25 protein-coding genes are annotated in these 22,299 nt (G+C 44.6%); 1 reads left to right on the top strand and 24 read right to left on the bottom strand.

The window, feature by feature from the left end; all coding sequences use genetic code 11:
* Positions 1–3: 3 nt before the first annotated feature.
* The 17 genes from LC091_RS10075 to spoIIR form a co-directional block, all read right to left on the bottom strand.
* The gene (locus LC091_RS10075) at positions 4–546 is read right to left on the bottom strand and encodes a F0F1 ATP synthase subunit delta (protein ID WP_226681883.1); all 543 of its coding nucleotides are present in this window, start codon (positions 544–546) and stop codon (positions 4–6) included.
* Positions 543–1,088: a F0F1 ATP synthase subunit B gene (atpF, locus tag LC091_RS10070; RefSeq protein ID WP_187441956.1), complete on the bottom strand. Its 546-nt coding sequence runs from the start codon at positions 1,086–1,088 to the stop codon at positions 543–545. Before atpF ends, LC091_RS10075 begins: the two co-directional genes overlap by 4 nt.
* A 134-nt stretch (positions 1,089–1,222) precedes the next feature.
* Positions 1,223–1,435 carry a F0F1 ATP synthase subunit C gene (gene atpE / locus LC091_RS10065; RefSeq protein WP_088019733.1) on the bottom strand — a complete coding sequence of 71 codons (213 nt, stop codon included), beginning with the start codon at positions 1,433–1,435 and terminating at the stop codon, positions 1,223–1,225.
* Between the two features lie 58 nt (positions 1,436–1,493).
* Positions 1,494–2,246 carry a F0F1 ATP synthase subunit A gene (gene atpB / locus LC091_RS10060; RefSeq protein ID WP_060664616.1) on the bottom strand — a complete coding sequence of 251 codons (753 nt, stop codon included), beginning with the start codon at positions 2,244–2,246 and terminating at the stop codon, positions 1,494–1,496.
* 2 nt (positions 2,247–2,248) lie between these two features.
* Positions 2,249–2,635, bottom strand: coding sequence for an ATP synthase subunit I (locus LC091_RS10055; RefSeq protein WP_226681882.1), 387 nt, complete (start codon positions 2,633–2,635; stop codon positions 2,249–2,251).
* Between the two features lie 2 nt (positions 2,636–2,637).
* Entirely contained in the window at positions 2,638–2,859 is a 222-nt protein-coding gene (locus LC091_RS10050; protein WP_226681881.1) for an AtpZ/AtpI family protein, read from the bottom strand.
* A 459-nt stretch (positions 2,860–3,318) separates the two neighbouring features.
* Positions 3,319–5,631, bottom strand: coding sequence for a S8 family serine peptidase (locus LC091_RS10045; protein WP_226681880.1), 2,313 nt, complete (start codon positions 5,629–5,631; stop codon positions 3,319–3,321).
* 237 nt (positions 5,632–5,868) lie between these two features.
* Positions 5,869–6,498, bottom strand: a complete 630-nt coding sequence (gene upp, locus LC091_RS10040; protein WP_226681879.1) for a uracil phosphoribosyltransferase — start codon at positions 6,496–6,498, stop codon at positions 5,869–5,871.
* Between the two features lie 161 nt (positions 6,499–6,659).
* Entirely contained in the window at positions 6,660–7,901 is a 1,242-nt protein-coding gene (locus tag LC091_RS10035) for a serine hydroxymethyltransferase (RefSeq protein WP_226681878.1), read from the bottom strand.
* A 245-nt stretch (positions 7,902–8,146) separates the two neighbouring features.
* Positions 8,147–8,710: a TIGR01440 family protein gene (locus LC091_RS10030; protein WP_226681877.1), complete on the bottom strand. Its 564-nt coding sequence runs from the start codon at positions 8,708–8,710 to the stop codon at positions 8,147–8,149.
* Positions 8,711–8,743: 33 nt separating this feature from the next.
* Entirely contained in the window at positions 8,744–9,181 is a 438-nt protein-coding gene (gene rpiB / locus LC091_RS10025; protein ID WP_226681876.1) for a ribose 5-phosphate isomerase B, read from the bottom strand.
* 159 nt (positions 9,182–9,340) lie between these two features.
* Positions 9,341–10,630: a methyl-accepting chemotaxis protein gene (locus LC091_RS10020; RefSeq protein ID WP_226681875.1), complete on the bottom strand. Its 1,290-nt coding sequence runs from the start codon at positions 10,628–10,630 to the stop codon at positions 9,341–9,343.
* A gap of 66 nt (positions 10,631–10,696) precedes the next feature.
* A complete protein-coding gene (locus tag LC091_RS10015) occupies positions 10,697–11,125 on the bottom strand; it encodes a low molecular weight protein arginine phosphatase (protein WP_226681874.1) in 429 nt (142 codons plus the stop codon).
* Between the two features lie 176 nt (positions 11,126–11,301).
* A complete protein-coding gene (locus LC091_RS10010) occupies positions 11,302–11,856 on the bottom strand; it encodes a manganese efflux pump MntP (protein WP_226681873.1) in 555 nt (184 codons plus the stop codon).
* Positions 11,857–11,953: 97 nt separating this feature from the next.
* Positions 11,954–13,009: an L-threonylcarbamoyladenylate synthase gene (locus LC091_RS10005; RefSeq protein WP_226681872.1), complete on the bottom strand. Its 1,056-nt coding sequence runs from the start codon at positions 13,007–13,009 to the stop codon at positions 11,954–11,956.
* A 257-nt stretch (positions 13,010–13,266) separates the two neighbouring features.
* Positions 13,267–13,722 carry a GNAT family N-acetyltransferase gene (locus LC091_RS10000; RefSeq protein ID WP_226681871.1) on the bottom strand — a complete coding sequence of 152 codons (456 nt, stop codon included), beginning with the start codon at positions 13,720–13,722 and terminating at the stop codon, positions 13,267–13,269.
* A gap of 65 nt (positions 13,723–13,787) precedes the next feature.
* Entirely contained in the window at positions 13,788–14,492 is a 705-nt protein-coding gene (spoIIR, locus tag LC091_RS09995; protein WP_226681870.1) for a stage II sporulation protein R, read from the bottom strand.
* A gap of 361 nt (positions 14,493–14,853) precedes the next feature.
* Here spoIIR and LC091_RS09990 point away from each other — a divergent pair, with 361 nt between their 5' ends.
* Positions 14,854–15,165 (top strand): hypothetical protein, encoded by a 312-nt coding sequence (locus LC091_RS09990; protein ID WP_226681869.1) that lies wholly within the window; start codon positions 14,854–14,856, stop codon positions 15,163–15,165.
* A 94-nt stretch (positions 15,166–15,259) separates the two neighbouring features.
* Here the strand turns inward: LC091_RS09990 and prmC are convergent, their stop codons facing one another.
* The 7 genes from prmC to glpX all read right to left on the bottom strand — a co-directional run bounded on the left by prmC (position 15,260) and on the right by glpX (position 22,219).
* Positions 15,260–16,129, bottom strand: coding sequence for a peptide chain release factor N(5)-glutamine methyltransferase (gene prmC, locus LC091_RS09985; protein WP_226682389.1), 870 nt, complete (start codon positions 16,127–16,129; stop codon positions 15,260–15,262).
* Positions 16,130–16,137: 8 nt separating this feature from the next.
* On the bottom strand, positions 16,138–17,208 hold the full coding sequence (prfA, locus tag LC091_RS09980; RefSeq protein ID WP_404819677.1) for a peptide chain release factor 1: 1,071 nt from the start codon (positions 17,206–17,208) through the stop codon (positions 16,138–16,140).
* Between the two features lie 166 nt (positions 17,209–17,374).
* The gene (locus tag LC091_RS09975) at positions 17,375–17,812 is read right to left on the bottom strand and encodes a hypothetical protein (RefSeq protein WP_226681867.1); all 438 of its coding nucleotides are present in this window, start codon (positions 17,810–17,812) and stop codon (positions 17,375–17,377) included.
* A 68-nt stretch (positions 17,813–17,880) separates the two neighbouring features.
* Entirely contained in the window at positions 17,881–18,486 is a 606-nt protein-coding gene (locus tag LC091_RS09970) for a thymidine kinase (RefSeq protein WP_226681866.1), read from the bottom strand.
* 138 nt (positions 18,487–18,624) lie between these two features.
* Positions 18,625–18,870, bottom strand: coding sequence for a type B 50S ribosomal protein L31 (locus LC091_RS09965; protein WP_010200435.1), 246 nt, complete (start codon positions 18,868–18,870; stop codon positions 18,625–18,627).
* Between the two features lie 451 nt (positions 18,871–19,321).
* The gene (gene rho, locus LC091_RS09960) at positions 19,322–20,593 is read right to left on the bottom strand and encodes a transcription termination factor Rho (protein WP_226681865.1); all 1,272 of its coding nucleotides are present in this window, start codon (positions 20,591–20,593) and stop codon (positions 19,322–19,324) included.
* Positions 20,594–21,250: 657 nt separating this feature from the next.
* Positions 21,251–22,219, bottom strand: a complete 969-nt coding sequence (glpX, locus tag LC091_RS09955; protein ID WP_226681864.1) for a class II fructose-bisphosphatase — start codon at positions 22,217–22,219, stop codon at positions 21,251–21,253.
* Positions 22,220–22,299: the final 80 nt, after the last annotated feature.

The following is a 22,299-nucleotide window of genomic DNA, read 5'->3' as shown; positions in this document are numbered from 1 at the left end:
CTACTATCTATTCGTTGTAAGTTGACGTCCAAGACGTTCTAATTTTCCACTAACACTTCCATCGAAAATACGGTTGCCGATACGAATCTTCAAGCCGCCGATTAATGATGGATCTACGATATTGCTGATGTTTAAAGAAGATTTCCCAACTTTAGCTGCAAATACAGCGGAAAGCTGAGCCTGCTCTGCGTCAGATAATGCGCGAACAGAGTACACTTTTGCGTCAGCCACATTAAGGGCTTCGTTAGAAAGTGCTTTGTACTCGTCAATCATATCCACTACGATACCTTGACGGTGACGGTCTATTAAAAGCTGTAACGTGTTTACGATAAATGGTGATGCGGAAGCAAATGCCTCACGGACGATTTGCTTTTTAGAGTCTTTGCGTACTTTCGGGTTGCTTAGAACAATGTCAAGTTCCTTGTTGTTCAAAAACACCTTTTTTACTTCTGCAAGCTCTGCATCAAACTGGGCATAAAGATTGTTTTCTTTTGCCAAGTCGAAAAGAGCTAATGCATAACGCTTTGCTACTCCGTTTTTGCTCATCGCACTTCGCCTACCTGTTTCACGTAATCATCGATAAGCTTTTGCTGATCTTTTTCGTTTAGTTCTTTTTCAATCACTTTAGAAGCGATTAATACGGACAAGGAAGCAACCTGTTCACGCAAAGCAACAACTGCTTGTTCTTTTTCCTGAATGATTTCTTTTCTTGCCGCTTCTTTAAGACGTGCAGACTCTTCTTGAGCAGCTCTTACGATATCTGCTTTTTGATCTTCTGCAATCTTTTTCGCGCTTTCCACTAAAGCCTGAGCTTCCGTGCGAGCTTCTTTTAAAAGAGCTTTTTGCTCTTCTACAAGACCTTTTGCTTCTACATTGCTTTGTTCTGCTGCTGTAATTTCGTTTGCAATGTGATCTTCACGTTGCTTCATCATTCCAACAAGCTTATCCCAAGCAAATTTTCTAAGGAAATATAGTAAGATTAAAAATGTGATTAACTGGAATAGTGCATCTCCTAAAGTTAGGGATCCTGCACCAAGCACTAAGTGATCTAAGCTATACAATGCTTTCACTCCCTTCGAGGAATACATAAGAAAAGCACAAGCACCTAAAGGGCACCTTGGCTAGATTTTTTGAAAAGTTGTTCATACTAAAGGAAAGGCGAAGGTTCTCGTGTGAGACGGACTTCGCCATTATTGATGCTAAGAATTATTCGGGCAGTTAATTAACCACCGATAACCATGAACGCGATAACTACTGCGATGATAGGAACAGCCTCAACTAGTGCTACCCCGATGAACATTGTAGTTTGAAGAGTAGATTTAAGCTCAGGTTGACGAGCGATCCCTTCTACTGTACGACTTACGATTAATCCGTTACCAATACCTGCTCCAAGTGCTGCTAAACCAATTGCGATTGCTGCTGCTATAAGACCCATTGATAATTTCCTCCTTATGTTTAAAAAAAGTTTTTTTTGGTTATTAAAAATTTATAAATTAATGGTCATGACTCACTTTGTGTGCCATATAAACCATTGTTAACATGGTGAAGATAAATGCTTGGATGGTACCAACGAAAATACTGAATGCTTGCCAAGCTAACATAGGAATGATAGCAACGACTGTTCCAATAATTCCGGACATGAAGCCCATTTGATAACCGTTAACTGCAAGTCCCGCAAGTAATCCTAGCAAGATTTCCCCTGCAAAGATATTCCCGTATAAACGCAGACCAAGCGTTAATGTGTTAGCAAATTCTTCAATGATCTTAAGTGGGAATAAGAACGCCATCGGTTTGAAGAAGTCCTTCCCGTATTCCTTAAAGCCTTTCATCTTAATCCCATAATAATGCGTCAATGCTACTACCATTGCCGCGAGACTAAGCGTAATAACAGGATCTGCTGTCGGCGATTTCCACCATAAAGTGTGTTCATCACCAAGGATGATCGCAAATGGCAACCCTAGCATATTTGCTACAAACACATACATAAGTATGGTCAGAGCTAATGAAAGGAATCTGCCTCCTGTCTGCCAATCCATGGTACTGTTAATGATACCTTTTGCAAAGTCAACCAACCATTCCATAAAGTTCTGGGCTCCGGTAGGTCTCAAAGCAAGTGTTCTTGTGCAAAGTATTGCGATAAGAAACACGATTAAGGCTGTTATAATAGTCATCATAATATTCGACAAGTTGAAATGAAGGTCATAACCAAACAAATCAAGTGTCGCTATAGGAGCACTGTGACCCAACACTACTCACCTCTCTTCCCCACTGCTTTAAAGAGTGTTACAAATGAATCTATGATAATGACAATATAGGATGTCATAATCCCTATGATAACGCCGTAGAGATTCAGAGTTTCTGGATATCTCATAGCGATGACCACACCGAGTATTGCGGCGGCCATTCTTGAAAAAGAACCTAATGTGACAGCTTTTCGCCCTTCGGCAACCGCTTCCGTGAACTTCTTCACTTTCTTATGCAGTAACCAGTGGCTGTACATGCTTATCACTGTCCCAAGGATTAAGCCCAGGAACCATTCTTGATGGGAGGTGAATCCCCATCCTAATACAAAAAAGGCAAGAAAAAATAAGAAATACTTCATATGCCTCATAAACTGTTCGGTTGATTCAGGCATATTTATGACTCTCCTGAGAAGAATTTTTGGACCAAGTATAATACTGCCATCACACCTGCTGCTAGTCCTAAAAGAAGTCCAATAATAAGGAACAATGGTTCAGTACCAATTTTTCCATCCAGCCATCTCCCTGCAAATAATCCAACTAAGGTGGGACCAACTAAGTAGGAAAGGATTCCGGACATCAAAGCCATTGCTTGGAATGGGCGGCGTTTATCTTCCATAGAAAACACCCCGTTTTACATGCGGTAAAAAACTTGAGGTCTTGCTGATAAATCGATGCTAAATATGTATAAAATTGGTTTTTAAAAACCTATGAAAACCCTATCATTTTATACCCTTTGTAAGCATACAATAGCACTTTATCAATGTCAATGTGTTCTAAGGAAAAATCGACATTCTTTTCGTTGGTAAGATTTCTCTTTGAACCAGCTTTTTTGCTATGTATTTTTCCAGAAAAAAACAGCCAAATGATGAACAGGTTTCCTCATTCGGCTGTTGTATAACATTATTTTATCACAGATGACATATAGGTTAAGTTTGTCGATTGTGAACATTATGTGACTATTCGGTAGTTTCAGGTTGTGTTGCTTGACAGGGTTCGACAAAAATGTCCCTTGGGGGGTTGAGGGGACAGGCACGGCGGCTCATTCGGTCTTAGTGTCTGTTCGCTTAGGCCCTTCTTACTCAAAGTAGAGATCCGCTACCACCGTGTCTTCCTTGTCCAGCTTCTTCGCAAAGACAACTGCTTTGACCAGTCCCTTCACTTTCACCCGATCTGCTGGGATTTGATTTTTAAATAACCCGCGCGGCAGGTCCCGTTCCCAGTCAAGATAGTCGATGAAGTGGAGAGTGTCTGCTTCGTAAAGGGCTATGCCCAGCTCCTCGGCACCTTCCGGCAAATACACCTCGTATTGGTACTCCCCTTCCTTATCTCCATAACCAAACTGGAAGCCCATGATCCGAGGGTAATCCGGTTCTTCTATTATATAGAGGTAAGGTAGACGAATCTTCTGGCTGTCCGCGTTGACAATGACCTCTCCCTCGTGCATCCCTGCCTTCTGCTGGGTCGGGGTGATGTCGAGCGTGATATTGGTTTCGCGTTTTTCTTTTGGTTTTAGCGTGAAGGTGATTGGCGTCTTCCATTGGACACCTTTTTGTTGTTTAGGTGCTTCTATGGAGTAAGTGACCTCTTTATCAGAGACGTTTTCAATCGTAATCAGAATTTCTTTTTGCGTACGGGTATCTTTCTTTTCCAGCATTCCGAAGTTAAGGGAACCGGGATACACAAGGCTGTTCGTCTTGATGGCTTCTTCCAGCTGAATGCGTCCTGCTCCTTGTTCTAGAACGGAATAACCTGTGCCGTCTTCTTTTACGAGAGGTTTTGTCGTATTCATCAGTGCTGCCTTCACCTGAGCTGGCGTCCAATCGGGATGGGCCTGGATGATGAGTGCACTTGCCCCTGCCACATGCGGTGCGGCCATGCTTGTCCCTTGAAGGGCGAGGTAACCGTTAGGAATTGTACTGTCAATCGCCACACCTGGTGCAACCACATCCGGCTTGATCTCCCACGTATGTGTCACCGGCCCGCGAGAGCTGAAGCTAGCAATGTCGTCCTTATGCCATTTGAATTTCGTCTTCACCATGGAGAAATTTCTTTTCAAATGCTTTTTTAAAAATTGGCCGTCCTCTTTAGAAATGGAAACAACCGGGATGTCCATCTCCACTTCTAATGTACCTGTAAAATTGCCCTCGAGGTTATTGTAGATGACTACACCAGCCGCACCGCGCATCTTTGCATGATGTGCTTTTTCCGAAAAAGGAATCTTGCCGCGTTCGAGGAGCACTATTTTTCCCTCTATCTTCTTGTCTTCCCAATCTTCTTCTTCCCCAAGTCCTGCATACACCATACCCATCGGCTTGGTTGGAAAGTCCCATGGCAGAGATCCCTGCAGCGGAAGCATTTCTATCTCTCTTTTTGAAAAAATAGGAGACAGATGTGGAATGTGAAGCGGCGGTGTGGAAGCACCGACCGAGATTGCCTCAGACGAGGTCCCGGGGGATCCGACCGTCCAAAGGTTTGGACCGGAGTTGCCACTTGAAGTGACTGCAACGACACCATGTTCTACCGCTTTATTGAGCGCAAGGCTTGTAGGCCAATCCGGCCCATTAATGGTGTTTCCAAGCGATAAATTCAGCACGTCCACTTTGTCATGAATGGCCATTTCGATAGCGGCGATGACGTGCTCACTTGAACCGTGCCCGCCTGGACCAAGGACCCGATACGCAATTAGTTCCGCTTCTGGCGCCACTCCATGTAGATGCCCGTTCGCCCCGACGATCCCGGCGACATGTGTTCCGTGCAGAGTTGGCATTCCTTGCGACCGCTTTGTTTCCATCGGATCTTTATCCTCATCCACAAAATCATAGCCACCTGCATAATTGTCCCGGAGGTCTGGGTGGGTGTAATCTATTCCAGTGTCGATGATTCCGACCTTCACGCCTTTTCCGGTGAGACGTTCTCCATCTTTGTCATAGAGACGTTGCATCTTCTCTCCGCCGCCGATAAATGGCACACTTTCGTCAAGATTTGGGGTGTAGTTGGTGACAGGAGAAACTTCTAAAATTCCTTTTTCCTTTTGGAGCTTTTCCAGATCTTTGAGCGGTCCGTGGACGGCAAATCCTTTAAATACGGCCGTGTATGTCCGTTTTATTTTCAAATTAGGATATTGTTGTTGGATTAAGTTTTGAATGGCGTTTTGGCTGTTCTCCTCCACGATTAATATAACCGTCTGTTCCTCCAGTTCGTTACCTTTGCTTACCGGAAGTGGCGGCCGTTTTGGGTATTTGGGTGTTTGAGTTTCGTTGGTTGTATGTAATGTGTCGCTTGTGCGAGTGTTCATGGCGGCTGTTGTATTTTTTAGCGGTTGCACTAGTGTTGATGTCAGTAGCAGCACAGTAAGTACGATACAAAATAATAATTTCCTTGATTTCACGTCCTTCACCTCTGATATGTAGCATTTGTTATTGGTGAGGGATTATGCATAGGTGGAGAGTTGAGGTGAATTAGTCAAATAAGCGGCTCAATTAGTCAAATAAACAGGGGAAATAGTCAAATAAACCGGAGATGTATACAAAAAAACCTGTCAAATTATCGAGAATCCATATATTCCCACTAAATAACAGTAAAAAGGCTGCTTAGAGATCACATCCATCTCCAAACAGCCAGTCACTTATTTCGTTCCGTATAGTCTGTCGCCAGCGTCACCTAAACCTGGGACGATGTAGCCTTTTTCGTTAAGTTTTTCATCAAGTGCTGCGATGTAGATATCTACGTCTGGGTGCGCTTCTTTAAGTAATTCCACACCTTCAGGGGCAGCGATTAAGCACATGAATTTGATGTTTTTCGCGCCACGTTTTTTCAGGGAGTGAATTGCTTCGATTGCAGATCCGCCTGTTGCAAGCATTGGATCTACAACAATCAACTCACGCTCTTCCACATCGGATGGTAATTTCACATAATATTCAACAGGTTGAAGCGTTTCTGGATCGCGGTATAAGCCGACATGTCCAACTTTTGCCGCAGGAATCAATTTCAGCATTCCTTCTACCATGCCAAGACCAGCACGTAGGATTGGAACGATACCTAGCTTTTTCCCTGCTAGAACGTTTGATTTTGAAACTGAAACTGGTGTTTCCACGTCCACTTCTTCAAGCGGAAGGTCGCGGGTAATCTCGAATGCCATTAAACTTGCCACTTCATCAACTAGTTCACGAAACTCTTTCGTACCTGTATTTTTGTCGCGGATGTATGTAAGTTTGTGCTGAATTAACGGGTGATCAAATACGTACACTTTTGCCATTCGAAATCTCTCCTTTTATCATGTCTAGCCGGCGTTTTTAAAATAGTCTTATCCGGCTCTCAAATCACACTTCCATTGATTCTACAGAAAAAGCGGGATTGATTCAAGTTATTTTCCACAAAAAAGAGAGGTCTAACCTCAGACCTCTCCCCCGTACACCTTTATCCTAAAGAAGGATACAATTCATATTTTCCAGAAACTGCTTCCACACGAGCTTTTGCTTCTTCAAGTTTCGCCTCGTCTTCATGATTCTTCAACGTGAAGGCAATGATAGACGCAATTTCATCCATATCTTCCAATGAGAAGCCACGGCTTGTGACAGCTGCCGTACCGATACGGATTCCACTCGTTACAAATGGGCTTTCCGGATCGAAAGGAATCGTGTTTTTGTTCACTGTGATGCCCACTTCATCCAACACTTTCTCCGCAATTTTTCCTGTGATGGAAAGAGAGCGTACGTCCACAAGTAAAAGGTGGTTGTCCGTTCCGTCTGAAACAAGAGAAAGACCTTCGTTTTTCAACGCTTCTGCCAAACGGTGTGCATTGTCGATGATTTTTTGTGCGTAGTCTTTAAAGTACGGTTGCAATGCTTCTCCAAACGCAACCGCTTTAGCTGCGATAACATGCATTAACGGACCGCCTTGAAGGCCAGGGAAAATGGACTTATCGATTTTCTTCGCCCATTCTTCCTTGCAAAGGATCATCCCACCGCGAGGTCCACGCAATGTTTTATGGGTTGTTGTCGTAACGAAATCCGCATAAGGTACCGGATTTTGGTGAAGTCCAGCAGCAACAAGGCCGGCAATATGCGCCATATCGACCATCAAGTAAGCTCCCACTTCGTCAGCGATTTCACGGAACTTCGCGAAATCAATGGCGCGCGGATAAGCACTTGCACCTGCAACAATCAACTTTGGCTTGTGCAGTCTTGCTTTTTCAGCAACGTCTTCATAATTGATAGTATGAGAGTCTTTGTCCACTCCGTACTCCACAAAATTATATTGAATACCACTAAAGTTAACCGGACTGCCGTGCGTTAAATGGCCGCCATGGGAAAGGTTCATCCCAAGGACCGTGTCGCCCTGTTCTAGAATGGTAAAATAAACTGCCATATTCGCTTGGGCACCAGAGTGTGGTTGAACATTTACATGCTCGGCTCCGAAAATTTCCTTCGCACGGTCACGGGCAATGTTCTCCGCTACATCTACGTGTTCACAACCACCGTAATAGCGACGACCTGGATACCCTTCTGCGTATTTATTCGTCAGTACAGATCCTTGAGCCTCCATAACCGCTTCACTCACAAAGTTCTCAGAAGCAATCAACTCAATTTTCGTGCGTTGTCTTGCTAACTCATCCTGGATGGATTGAAACAATTGCTGATCCTGTTGTGCTAATTTCACTTTCGGAATCCCCCTTTAAGTATGAACATCAAATTTTAAAAACAACTTCATTCGGCTTTTCAACCTTTACCTCCTCCATTTTATCACGATGGACAATAGATAGAAACAGAAAAGGAAGATTGATAGCGCTTACCTCAAAAAACTTTCGTGAAATGAGAAAAAAGGTTGAGAAAAAAAGAACGAAAAGGGGTCAGACCCCCGCAGGATTTTCATCATCCATGTCGAAGGGGCCGGACCCGCGTTTTTTATCTTGTTTCTTTAGTGGGGATTTCGTAGGTTGCTCTTGCGCCGCCGATGAGTTTAGGGCGTGTGCGGGCGATGGTGATGTGGGCGTTGCCGACGGATTTGACGGCGCTGCGGACTGGGACTGCGACGTGTTTGAGGTGCATCCCAATTAGCGTGTCTCCGATATCGATGCCCGCGTCGGCTTTGATGTGTTCGACCATGACCGCATCTTCCATGTGGTGAAAAGCGTGTGATGCCATTGCACCGCCTGCTTGTCGGACAGGTATAACCATTACTTCATCTAACCCCCGCCTCAAAGCCGTTTCCCGCTCAACAACCAGCGCTCGGTTCAAATGTTCACAGCATTGAAAAGCAAGCTCCACTCCTGTCCGCTCACGGAACTCTTTCAAAACGGCAAAAAGTGTTTCTGCCACACCTTCCGTTCCTGCTGTTCCTATCTTTTCCCCAATCACTTCACTTGTGCTGCAGCCTACAACTAGAAGCTGTCCTTTTTTCAATTCGGCCTGGTCCTGCAGGTCGTTCAGCACCTGTTGCAACTGTTCTTTCCAGTCATTTTGCATCATTATACTCTTCCCCCGCCTTCCTCAAACCAGCTCTTACTTCTCCAGCTGATGAATCTTATTTACGCGGTTCTCATGGCGTCCGCCTTCAAACTCAGTGGTCAGCCAAATCTTTGCAATTTCACGGGCAAGTCCAGGGCCGATTACACGTTCTCCCATTGCCAACACATTGCTGTCATTGTGTTCGCGCGTCGCCTTCGCACTGAACATATCATGCACAAGTGCACAACGAATGCCCTTCACTTTATTGGCTGCAATGGACATGCCAATTCCTGTCCCGCAAATTAAAATTCCGCGGTCAAACTCGCCCGCTGCAACCTTTGTCGCTACAGGTTGTGCATAATCCGGGTAATCGACAGACGTTTCACATTCACACCCGAAGTCTTCAAACTCTATATTCAACTCTTTCATTAATCCTTTAATTTCCTCACGAATGTTGATGCCACCGTGATCTGATGCAATTGCTACTCTCATAATTTCATCCCCTGTTCGAATGATTTTTTCCTATTTACATCTTACCCGTCTATTGCGAAAAAATCCATTAGGTTGTTCACGACTTCCTTACTTAGCTCCAATATGTAAAAAAGCTTGGGCAACTAAGTGCCCAAGCTAATTTTTACCCCAAAAACCTTATTACACCTTAAACCTCGAAATCATGCGCTTCAAGTTGCTCGCCTGACCAGCAAGCTCCTGGGATATCTTCTCGACATCAGCGATCATGCTTGCCTGTTCTTGCGTGGTCGCCGTTACTTCTTCCGCTCCCGCAGAGGTTTCTTCGGCAATTGCCGCCACCTCTTGAGATTGACGCGCCGTCGTTTGGATGCTGTCCATCTGGCGGTCCACAAGGCTTGCGATTTGCTTAACGGACGCTGCAACTTCCAATACGGAGTTGGTCATTTCCGCAATGACCGTGTTTGTCGCAGTACCTTTTTCCGCTTCCACATTCGCAGCCTTCACCTGACCAGTGATTTGCGTAACAACGTTTTTCACTTCTTCTTGAATGTTTTTGATTAGTTCAGAGATTCCTTGCACCGCTTTGGCGCTTTCATCTGCCAAGGAACGAACCTCTTCGGCCACGACCGCAAATCCGCGTCCATGCTCTCCGGCCCGCGCCGCTTCAATCGATGCATTTAGAGCTAAAAGATTCGTCTGACCGGCAATATCACCAACAAGTGAGATGATATTTTCTACTTCTTTTGCATTCTTTTCAAGTCGTTCCACCGTTTTTAAGGACGTCTGGTTTTCGTTAGCCAGCTTCTGAATTCCAGAAACTAAAGAATGAATAACTTCCTTGCTTTCATCCAGATCCTTCACCATTTCTTCTGAAAGCTGCTGCGAGGACGTTGCTTTTAAGTGGACCTCATCGGCAATTTTAATGACTTCTTCTACCGATTCTGCCGTATCTTGAATGGAAGCAGCGGAACTCTCTGCACCTCTGGCAATCTCTTCAATCGTATAAGAGATGTTTTCTGCCTGTTCAGAAGCCTGCATGGACACCTCGCTTATTTCTTCCACTTTTTCATTCGTTTTCTCAAACGTTTCGTTAATGGTTTTTACCATGTCGCGCAGGTTATATAACATGAGGTTGAACGCATCCCCGACCGCACTGATCTCATCGCGCGAATTGGAAACCGGTACATCCTCCGACAAGTCCCCATTTGCCGCCTTTTGTGCAACCTCTTCCAGCTGATGCAACGGTTTGGTGATATATTTTGCTGCAAAAAAAGCAAGAATCCCAGACCATACAATCCCAAGAACCAATGTAAGGATGGTAAAGAGGCCAGCCCCCATAAATCCTTCCACATAATCTACTAAAAAATAGATGAAAAAGCCACTGACCGTATACGTGATGACCGCTAAAATCGTGGTAAACAACACGAGCTTGTAGCGTAAGCCAAACTTATATTTCCCGTTTTCCCCCATCGTACTTCCTCCTCCATGCATGGTCCGCACAGAAATCTCGCTTCTTTATGCCAGCCTGCATGAGTGCTATTTTATTTTTTCCACTATGGACTCTATGACGTTTTGAAGCTCTTCGAATGTCGCGCGATACGTCTCCACTGAGCCACCGTACGGATCCATTACTTCCCCACTCTGCTCTGCAAACCCCTTTAAGGTATAGGTTTTCCCCAAGCTTTCCGGGTAGCTGTTTTCCAGCAACATTTTATGCTGTGCCGTCATGGTGAAAATATAGTCCGCCCACTCAATCAACTCGTCTGACACCTGGGAAGATTGATGCTCAACCGGCAGTCCCTTTTCCTTTAAGACCGCTTGCGCCTGGCTTGAAGCTTCACTGCCCGGCATCGCAAATACACCAGCAGACTTCACCTCGACATCCTTTATATCACGGCCTGCCAAGATTGCGGCAGCCATTGGACTTCGACACGTATTCCCCGTACACACAAATAATACATTCATTCCTGACTCCTCCTTTTTCTTTTTATTATAAACGAAAAGAAGGCAGAAATAGTCATCATAACTTGGTGTACTCCATTCAAAACTAGTCATAAAGACCCTCTCTCTAGTTATGTCGGCATAACGAAAGACTTTTAAAGAGGATAAAATAAAAAAAGACCCATGGAGGCCTTTTCTTTTCACACAAAAAACAATAGTTTAATGCCGAACCCCAGTAAAATACTGCCTCCAAGTGCCTCACTATAAGACCCGAGCCACCCCTGCAATTTCCTCCCGAAAATAAGACCCATCCACGTTAACAGCATGCTAACCGCACCAAACAGCAAGATGGTTAACAATGTTCTTGCCCCGTATATCCCAAGGCTAAGGCCCACCGAAAAACTATCCAAACTCACACTCAGCGCAAAAACGAATAACCCCGCACCGACCGGTGAAATCATCGGCCCGTCCTCCTTTTTAAAAGAAGAAAACATCATCTGCAAGCCAAGGAACACAAGGAGCAGCCCACCAATGAGCGTCGCAATCGACCCGAATTCCTGTGACAGTAGCTTGCCGACCGCCATACCACCGAGCGGCATAAAAATATGAAAAACTCCAATCGTAACTCCTATGTAAAAGATCTGGCGCAATCTCAGCTTGATCATGCCCATCCCAAGCCCAACCGAAAAAGCATCCATCCCAAGCGCAATGGCCATCAATAATAGCGTCATAAATTCCCCAAACGTAATCCCCATGCTCTGCCTCCCCTTAGGACTTGTCTACTTCAAGATATGCACAAGCCCTCGGGAATAGAAGAACAAAAAAGAACCCCTTGCGTTAGAGGTCCTTTGATTATTTAATAAACTTATGTCCAGCGGCTTTCTCGAGTCGGTTCATAATCGCCGCACCCACTCCCGTTCTCGGGAAGGTTTCGCTGAAAATGACGTCCACCTCGGTCGCATTGAAAGCGCGAAGGCCATCATATAACTGGCTTGCTACTGTTGCAAGGTCTTTTTGAGTGCCACAGGAAATAGCGATGATCTCTGTGGTTTGAATTTGGCCGATGGTTTCTTCTGTTGCCAGAACCCCTACCTTCCGGCCTTTAAGTCGAGCTTCCTTGATCGTTTGCTCCATGAAACTTGCACTTCCCTCCACCAGATATACGGGTGCAATTGGCGCATAATGGGTGTATTTCATCCCTGGCGATTTAGGTTTATGCAGTTCTTCTTGGGAAAATAAAGCAGGGTCTACGTCCACATTACCCACAACTCTTTCCAGTTCTTCCTTCGTCACACCGCCCGGCCTTAGAATCATCGGTGTCTCTGTCGTGCAATCCACAACTGTAGACTCAAGGCCAACACCTGTTGCCCCGCCATCCACAATTCCGGCAATCCTGTGGATTAAATCTTCCTCCACATGTTGCGCCGTTGTCGGACTTGGCTTACCTGATAAATTGGCGCTCGGAGCGGCCAGTGGCAACCCCGAAGTCTCTATAAGCGCACGCGCCACCGCATGATCAGGCATACGGATAGCAAGCGTTTCAAGTCCTGCCGTCACATATTGCGACACTCCTTCTTTCTTTGGAAGGACAAGTGTAAGCGGACCAGGCCAAAAAGCATTCATTAGTTGATGTGCAGACTCCGGTACATTAACGTTATCCACAAGCTCTGTTAGTTGTTCCATCTTCGATATATGCACAATAAGAGGGTTGTCACTGGGACGTCCCTTCGCTTCAAAAATCTTCAATACAGCCTGATCTGACAAGGCATTGGCGCCAAGACCATAAACCGTCTCCGTCGGAAAAGCCACTACTTCATTTTCTTTAAGTAAGCTGGCTGCTTCCATAATCTGTGGATAACTATATTTAATTGGATCTCCCTTATCCACAGCCCATAATTTCGTATTCATTTACAATCCCTCATTCTAAAATCTATTAACATGTGAATATGTAAGCATTTCTCCTGAAAGTATAAATAACTTCCACAAATAACACAAGCCTTATCCACAAACTGTGGATAAAGCCTCACCAAACCGTGGATAACTCTGTGGGTAATGTGGATTTAACACAAAAAAGAACCAAAAAGGGGTCTGAACATCACCGCGGTGATGCGTTACCTTGTTAATAAGGGGTCTGACCCGCTCCGCGTTAATGCGTTACCTTACTGCTAAGGGGTCTGACCCCTTAACTCACACACCATCAGTGTGCAGCCTTCTTGTTGGGTGATTTCTTGGAAGAAGTCGGATGCGAGCATGGTTTGCGGTGCGGTGTGGATAGGTTGTGGATAAAAGTTGAGCAGTTCAAAAAATTCGATGAAGTTATTTTTGTTGGTAACTAGGTAGAGCTGCTCTAATCCTTTTTTTCGTGCATGCTGCTGTGTATGTTCAAACATTTGCAATAACTGAAACTGTTTGACGGACGGACCAATTACAAGCGAGCGCAAAAGCCCCGCATTTCCGTACTCTTCTATTCCGATGGTTCCGCAAATTCCCTCATTCTCTTCTTCAAGAATGATAAAATCCTCTATTTTATCTTCTAGATCCACGATACTGATATTTGCTCTTCTTAAAAATACTTGCAATGCCCAAAGATCGTCCTGTGTTGCTGACCGCAATACTTTCATTTTTTTTCACCTCATCTAGTAGTTTTCTAATACTACTCTATTAAGAGAGATGAAAAAGTAGAACCTTAAGCCGTAATTTTATTCCATAGGGATGATAGGATCTCTACTAGAAAGAATTCCACTTCCACTTCTTCTGGCTCTTCATCCACCAGAAAGTCCTGTGTGTCCTCTTTTGTATCCGTCTTCGCAGTTGATGCAGTAACTGCAGCTGTCTCTTCGGCTGTTTTCTCTTCCGCTTGCTCAAAAGGACTTGCCGTTGCTTCTCCGTTTGAAAAATCCAAGAAACATAATGGCGGGAACAATACGCACCACCAGTTCGCTCCAGTACCTTCTCCAAGGGTGATAAGGATTGCTTCATAATCTCCCGCAGGGTAAATGAATTTGCCGTACATTTTTGTCGGGAAATCCACTCTGCCGAAATCCACGTTATACGATTGAACAACACCCTCTTCTGCCATTACCTCTTCTACGATTTCTTCGATTTGATCCATGTTTCCAGTAATCACTTCGCGGGCATTCTCCATGGAAGTCAATCCTTCTACCCATACTGTGATTTCTTCATTTACACGATCACGAATCTTTCGCTTTAGCTCCTGATCCTGTTCACTATCGCTATTTGCTAGAATTCGAAGCCTGATTGCCTCATCCGGAATTACCATCGCACCATTTTTCACATTCGCACCAGCCGTCGCCTGCTCTCCCAAAAGCGAAAGATAAGCCCCCACAAAAAGTAACACTATATATAAAGTAATTATATTTTTCTTCAACATTTCCCCCAGCTCCCCTCTAGCAACCAGTCTAGGCAAAAAATAAAAATCCTAAACTACTAAAATGCAAAAAAATTGAGAGAGAAAAGAAAATTAAAATTTAAAAAAGGGGTCAGACCCCAGCAGGAGAATCCCCCCTCCTGTCGAAAGCCCGTGTGCGTGGAGTGTTTGCGTTGATTTGTCGAAAAATATGGGGTCAGACCCCTAAAGGTTTTTCGCTCTCCACGGCGAAACCCCTCCGAACCCGATATGCTCACTTTTGGTAGTTTGCTAGTTTACGGGTTTGAGGTCTGTTTGAGACGGGTATATGTACAGGACGCGTTACTTTAAGTTGCGTAATTTTTATGAAAGGGAGATAGGCTTTATGAGATCGTTCACTTGCAATATTGAGGCATTCCGCATTGGTGAAATGCAGAGTGCATTCAATCACATCAGCATTCCTATCGTGTTTGAAATTTTGGTAGGCGGCCGATGGATGAGCGGTAAAGCATTTTACCACCATTACCATCGCACCATTTCTTATGATTCGAATCTGTCTCAATTAATTAATTTGTGCACCGCGGAAAAGATAGAAGAAATCCGTCAAGCATTTGTGAAATTTGTGGAAGAAAAAACAAATAGAGGCCTGACACTTGCCAGACCTCAACAGGAAGACGGAGCAATAATGGAAGCTTAAAATCAACTTCCATACTCTGAAAAACAGTACCACCTTGCCCTACCCACCAAACAGAAGCAAGGTGCAGCTCCCTCCTCCTATTTAAAAGAAAACATCACCCAATCAGTGCAAAAACCATGCGATCTTTGCCGTTGATGTCCAATACAACCTCCACCGTACTTTGAGGAAATGTCTTTTCCAGCAACACTTTTACGGCTTCTCCTTGTCCCATGCCTACTTCAAACGCCACAATGGCCCGTTCCTTCAGCACTTTTGGAAGCTCGTCCATAAACCGCTCATAAAACTCCAAACCGGAAACACCACCAACCAATGCACGATACGGTTCAAAATCTTTCACCACCGTTGACAACCCTTCATACTCCTTCTGAGGAATATAAGGAGGATTGGAGACAACCACATCGACTTTGATATCTTGCTCAATGAATGGTAGCAGTAAGTCACCTTGTAGAAACGCTACTTCCGCTCCTAATGCTTCTGCATTGTCCATTGCAACTTCCAGCGATTCACCTGCAATATCCGTTGCATGCACATTTAGTAAGCTATTTTCCAAAGCAAGTGTAATCGCAATTGCACCGCTGCCTGTTCCCACGTCCACGACGCTCAATTTTTCATCAGCAGAACCTAAACGCCCGGCAAAATGGTTTTTCACGCGGTCCAACACCCCAACGACCAACTCTTCCGTTTCAGGTCTTGGAATTAACACCTCTTCACTGACAAAAAAGCTGCGGCCGTAGAATTCTTCTTTCCCCATCAAGTACTGCACCGGGATTCCGGCAACATGTTTATGAACGTTGAAGATGAAAGAACTTTGCGTCTCCATCGGCATCATTTCTTGCATTCTACTAAAAAGCTGAGCCCGATCCAGTTTCATATGGTGTCGCAACAACAATTCTCCCGCATTTTCGTCGCGATCATTCTTTTTTAAAAAAGAAGAAGCCCAGTTCAGGGCTTCGTACACCTTCATGGCCTTCATCATTTTTCCATCTGTTCCATTCTTAGCGCTTGATCTTCCATGATTAAAGCATCAATAACTTCTTGAAGCTTTCCTTGAAGGATTTGGTCAAGTTTTTGAATGGTTAGGCCGATGCGGTGGTCGGTTACACGATTTTGCGGGAAGTTGTACGTACGAATACGCTCGGAGCGGTCACCTGTACCTACCGCCTGCTTACGGTTCGCATCATATTCAGCTTGTACTTCACGTTGGAACTTATCGTACACGCGGGCACGAAGAACTTTCATCGCTTTTTCTTTATTTTTAATCTGTGACTTCTCATCCTGACAGGAAACAACCGTGTTGGTCGGGATATGCGTCAATCGTACCGCGGACATCGTGGTGTTAACGGATTGTCCACCCGGACCACTAGATGCGAATGTATCCACACGGATATCCTTGTCATGAATCTCGATTTCTACCTCTTCCGCTTCAGGCAATACCGCTACCGTCGCTGTGGAAGTATGGATGCGTCCGCCTGATTCCGTCTCAGGAACACGTTGCACGCGGTGGGCACCATTTTCAAATTTCAGCTTGGAGTATGCACCCTTCCCTGTAATCATGAAAATAATTTCCTTGTATCCGCCAACGCCTGTGGACGCAGCTTCCATCACTTCTGTTTTCCAGCCTTGAGCCTCGGCATATCGGCTGTACATGCGGTATAGATCGCCTGCAAACAGCGCCGCTTCATCTCCACCCGCAGCTCCGCGGATTTCCATGATTACGTTCTTGTCGTCGTTCGGGTCCTTCGGTAAAAGAAGAATATGTAGGCGATCTGCCAAGCTTTCCTGTTGCTCTTCAAGCTCAGAGATCTCTTCTTTTACCATCTCGCGCATATCGGCATCCAATTTATCCTCAAGCATCGCTTTTGCATCATCCAACTGTTCTTTGACAGCCTTGTATTCACGGTAAGCCTCGACAGTCTCCTGAATATCAGACTGCTCCTTGGAGTACTCGCGCAGCTTTTTCGTATCGCTGATGACTTCCGGATCACTCAATAGCTCCGTCAATTTCTCGTAACGCATTTCTACTGCCTGCAAACGATCAAACACGTGCATTCACCTCTATAAATGTATACAGAAAAATCTGCAATTATTTTTATATCTACAACATTCTAATTATAGTATAGGTTAGGTGGTGCGTCAAAATCAACATGATGGAAATCCTGCCACTGCCCCAAAAAGAAAACCCGTCCCGAAAAATCAGAACGAGCTGAGCTTATCTTTCTTTAATGGTCAGTTTCACGTGATAGCGGGGAGTGACCTCAAGGAATTTTTCTTTGAGCTCTCTTTGCACACGCTTCTTTTCTTTTTTTGAAATGCCGCTTGGAGCATAAGCAGTGACTCTGGCTGTGTCACCAGTAATGTAGACGGGACCCGGTTTGAGGTCGCTATTCAGCTCAATCACTTCAGCGAATTTACTTTCGTCGTCTCCGTAGTCAGGCCGGTTTTCCGAGAGATCAAGGAAGTTCGGATTTTGATTGGTGTTGTAGTCTTCTGTGTCGAGGTCTCGTTTATAGAAACCGTCTTGTTCATCGTTTTTGACACCAATCAAGCGTTCTCCGTCAAAATCCTCGTTTGCCCCGAAGCGTTGTTCGCCACTACATCCACTAATAAAAAAAGAGCATATCACCAATAACAGGACTGCATGTTTCATGCAAACACCTCCTGTTTCTTAGCGTATCCTCTTTCTTTTTTAATTTACGGACTAAATTTAGGAAATATTTATTTTTTCAATTCTTGCAGTACAGATACTTTGTGAGGAACTTCATGATGATGACGACAGCGAGGTTCGTATGATTCCGAAGCGCCCACTAAAATTATTGGGTCATCGTAGCAAGCCGGTTCTCCATTGATCAAACGTTGCGTTCGACTTGCAGGGGATCCACAGACAGCACATACCGCTTGCAGCTTTGTGACGGATTCTGCGATCGCCAATAGCTCCGGCATTTTCCCGAACGGCTCTCCACGGAAGTCCTGATCCAGTCCAGCTACAATCACACAATAGCCTCTGTTCGCCAACTCCTGCACCACTTCTACGATCTGATCATCGAAAAATTGCACTTCATCGATGCCGACAACTTCCGTCTCAGGTTGCACCTTATCAAGGATTGCTTGAGAACTCGGAATAGGCAGTGCGATAATGGATGTCCCGTTGTGAGATACAACCGATTCATCACTATAACGATTATCGATGGCTGGCTTAAATACTTGAATTTCCTGTTTGGCAAATTGGGAACGTCTCATGCGGCGAATCAGCTCTTCAGACTTGCCTGAAAACATGCTGCCACAGATCGCTTCCACCCAACCGGAATGCTTCATTACATACATATACGGCCTCTCCTTTTTGATAATTTTACGTATAAAAAGTGCTTAGCGGTCGTAAAAAAACGAATTCTAAGCACTAGTTTATGTAAATGGAAGTAAAAAAACAGGCAAGATATAGGATAACCTGCCTGTTTTACTTTATTACTTAAGGCCGTATTTTTTGTTGAAACGCTCAACACGTCCATCAGCAGCAGCATGCTTCTGACGTCCAGTGTAGAATGGGTGAGAATCAGAAGAGATCTCAACTTTGATTAGAGGGTAAGTAGTACCGTCTTCCCATTCAATAGTTTCGTTTGTTTTCATCGTAGAACCTGTGATGAATTTGAAACTAGTGTTGATGTCCATGAATACAACTTTACGGTAATCCGGATGAATTCCAGCTTTCATTCTTGTCATCTCCTTTTCGCCCTGAGTCTTTCGAAACAGAGTTATCATTCAAATGATACCAGCCATGTTTAGCCGCCATCACTTATCTTAAAAACACACTGATGAAATTATATCAACTAATGACACGTTTTGCAAGATTACTTTTGGAGTTATATTTAAGTGTTGCATAGGGAATTTCTTCCGAATAGAGAAGTGGATGAAAAATGCAGATGAAGACAATTAAAAGTCACATTTTGGGCTGAAAGTGTCTTCATCCAACTCATGAAGACACTTTGGAACTATATTTTTGACTGAAAATGTCTTCATTCACCTTATGAAGACACTCTTAAGGGTTTTTCTCAACTCCAAGTGTCTTCATCCCTTGCCACCAATTAAACTTTTACCTTTAATTCGAAAACATTATATAAAAACGCACCCCATAATGGCAAGGGTACGTTTGAGTTTTATTTTATTAGCGTTTTGCCGTTCCTGCTTTTTGGTCTTCTTCGAGGATTTCAAAGAATTCTTGATTTGTTTTGGATTGGCGAAGTCTGCGCAATAGTTTCTCTGCAAAGTCTGGAGAATCTGACATCGTTTTACGGATCGCCCATAGCTTGTCCAGGTGGTCTTTCGGGATAAGTAATTCTTCTTTACGCGTACCGGAACGACGGATGTCGATAGCCGGGAAGATGCGACGTTCTGCAAGTTGACGGTCAAGGTGAAGCTCCATGTTACCTGTACCTTTGAATTCCTCATAGATAACATCATCCATACGGGAACCTGTATCGACTAGTGCAGTCGCAAGAATAGTCAAGCTTCCACCCTCTTCAATGTTACGTGCAGCACCGAAGAAACGTTTTGGACGGTGGAATGCCGCCGGGTCGATACCACCGGAAAGTGTACGTCCACTTGGCGGGATAACGAGGTTGTAAGCACGCGCCAGACGTGTGATGCTGTCCATCAAGATGATAACGTCACGTTTGTGCTCTACAAGGCGCAGGGCACGCTCTAGAACTAGTTCTGCAACTTTAATGTGGTTTTCAGGCACTTCGTCAAACGTGGAGCTTACAACGTCTCCAGCAACGGAACGCTCGATGTCTGTTACTTCCTCTGGTCGCTCGTCGATTAATAGGACGATAAGCTCAGCTTCAGGATGGTTCGTTGTGATGCTGTTCGCAATTTCCTTGATCAGCATCGTTTTACCAGCCTTAGGTGGAGCAACGATTAGACCACGCTGTCCAAAACCTACCGGAGCAATTAAGTCCATGATGCGCGTAGAAAGGCCTTTTGGCTTTGTTTCTAGCACAATTTGACGGTCTGGATATAAAGGAGTCAATGCCGGGAAATGGACACGCTCTTTTGCAGATTCCGGGTCATCACCATTGACTGCTTCCACGTGAAGTAGTCCATAATAACGCTCATTCTCTTTTGGAGGGCGCACTTTACCGGAAACCTTGTCCCCGTTTCTTAAATCAAAACGACGGATTTGGGATGCGGAAATATAGATATCTTCTGAGCTTGGAGAATAGTTGATCGGACGCAGGAAACCAAAGCCTTCCGATTGAATGACCTCTAGTACCCCTTCCATAAACAATAGACCGTCTTTTTCAGCCTGAGCTTTTAAAATAGCAAAAATAAGTTCTTTTTTCGTCAGTTTGCTGTAGTAAGATACTTTATGCTGACGGGCAAATTCATATAGTTCTTTTAATTTTAAAGTTTCTAAGTGAGAAATAGTTAAATCCATAAAAAGAAAACACCACTCTATTCATTTAATTGTTTAGTACGATTATGATCCAAGGATAAATGTTTGTTTGTCTTCCAACACTGATTCAAGCCGAATTAAGTTCGAAGGATGGGAAATATTTTAATAGTCGCTGCACTTTTTAAGGATAATGAAATGGAAGTGAGGACGTTTCCCTCGTGTTTGTGGGATAAACTCTCCTTATGAAGAAATTGTAGAAGAATCGCTAGGAAGATATAAGGTAGATTTTGCATAAATACTCGTAGTATTGTTTATTTTACCCACAAAATGGTCTTTTAAGCAACTATTTTCTGTAGACAAGCTTTGAGTATTTCATTTATTTTCTGGGGAATATTCTTGTATTTCCCCTATTTGTGTCGAATGGGACTTGTTGTCTATTACAATATTCGGAAGGTGTTTGTTTTTTTTGACGTTGGTATATAGGAAAACCGTAAATGGGGAGATTCCATTTACGGTTTTATTTATGGTTTAGCTTGGACTCCCTGTTGATTTGCGTTCCAGGTGTTCGCTTTCCGCGGGAAGGTGCTTGAGCCTCCTCGGCTTCGCCTGTGGGGTCTCAAGCTACCTTTCCCCCCCGCTGGAGTCTCTCACCTTGCACTTCAATCAACTGGGTGGGCTACTATATTTCCTAGTATTCAATTAAGGCTTGAATACTAGGTTTGGTTTTTTCTTGATGTTGTGTTGGCCGTCGATGAAGCGGACGGTGCCGGATTTTGCACGCATGACGACGGAGTGGGTGGTGGCGTTGGTGCCTTTGAATTGCACGCCTCGCAGCAACTCGCCGTCGGTTACGCCTGTTGCGGCGAAGATGGCGTCATCTCCGCGAACAAGGTCTTCCATTCTTAGTACTGCGTCGATGTCTTCGATACCCATTTTGCGGCAGCGGATTAGTTCTTCTTCATTTTGCGGAAGGAGTTTCCCTTGGATCTCGCCTCCAAGGCATTTCAGTGCCACTGCAGCAATTACGCCTTCTGGTGCACCACCGGAACCGAACAGGATGTCTACACCCGTGTGGTCAAAGGCTGTGTTGATGGCTGCGGCAACGTCTCCGTCATCAATTAACTTGATACGGGCACCAGCTTCACGCAGCTCTGCAATAATCTTTTCATGACGAGGTCTGTTCAAAATAACCGCCACAACGTCTTCGATATCTTTATTTTTGGCTTCTGCCACGGCTCTCAGGTTGTCTGTGACAGACGCATTTATGTCAATTTTCCCTACTGCTGCGGGACCGACTGCTATTTTATCCATATACATATCAGGCGCATGGAGCAGATTTCCGTGGTCGGCAATGGCAAGTACCGCCAGTGCGTTCCAGCCTCCAGATGCTACGATGCTTGTTCCTTCAAGTGGATCAACCGCAACGTCCACGCGAGGTCCGTAGCCTGTTCCAAGCTTTTCGCCGATATAAAGCATAGGTGCTTCGTCCATTTCTCCTTCTCCGATGACAACAGTCCCTTTCATCGGAACCGTATCAAACACATCACGCATGGCGGAAGTAGCCGCTCCGTCCGCGCTGTCTTTATCTCCGCGTCCCATCCAGCGCGCTGAAGATAAAGCCGCCGCCTCTGTTACTCGAATCAATTCCATGGATAAACTTCTTTCCATTCCTTCCACTCCCTTTGCATTCTATGAATCTAGTTATTTTTTATGGTAGGCCATTAGGCTATCTGTGCAACCTGCGGCAT

The sequence above is a fragment of the Sutcliffiella horikoshii genome (genome assembly GCF_020524325.1).
Taxonomy (GTDB): Bacteria; Bacillota; Bacilli; order Bacillales; family Bacillaceae_I; genus Sutcliffiella_A; species Sutcliffiella_A horikoshii_D.
Note: the sequence above shows the minus strand (reverse complement) of the source record. Positions and strands in the feature narration are given on the sequence as shown.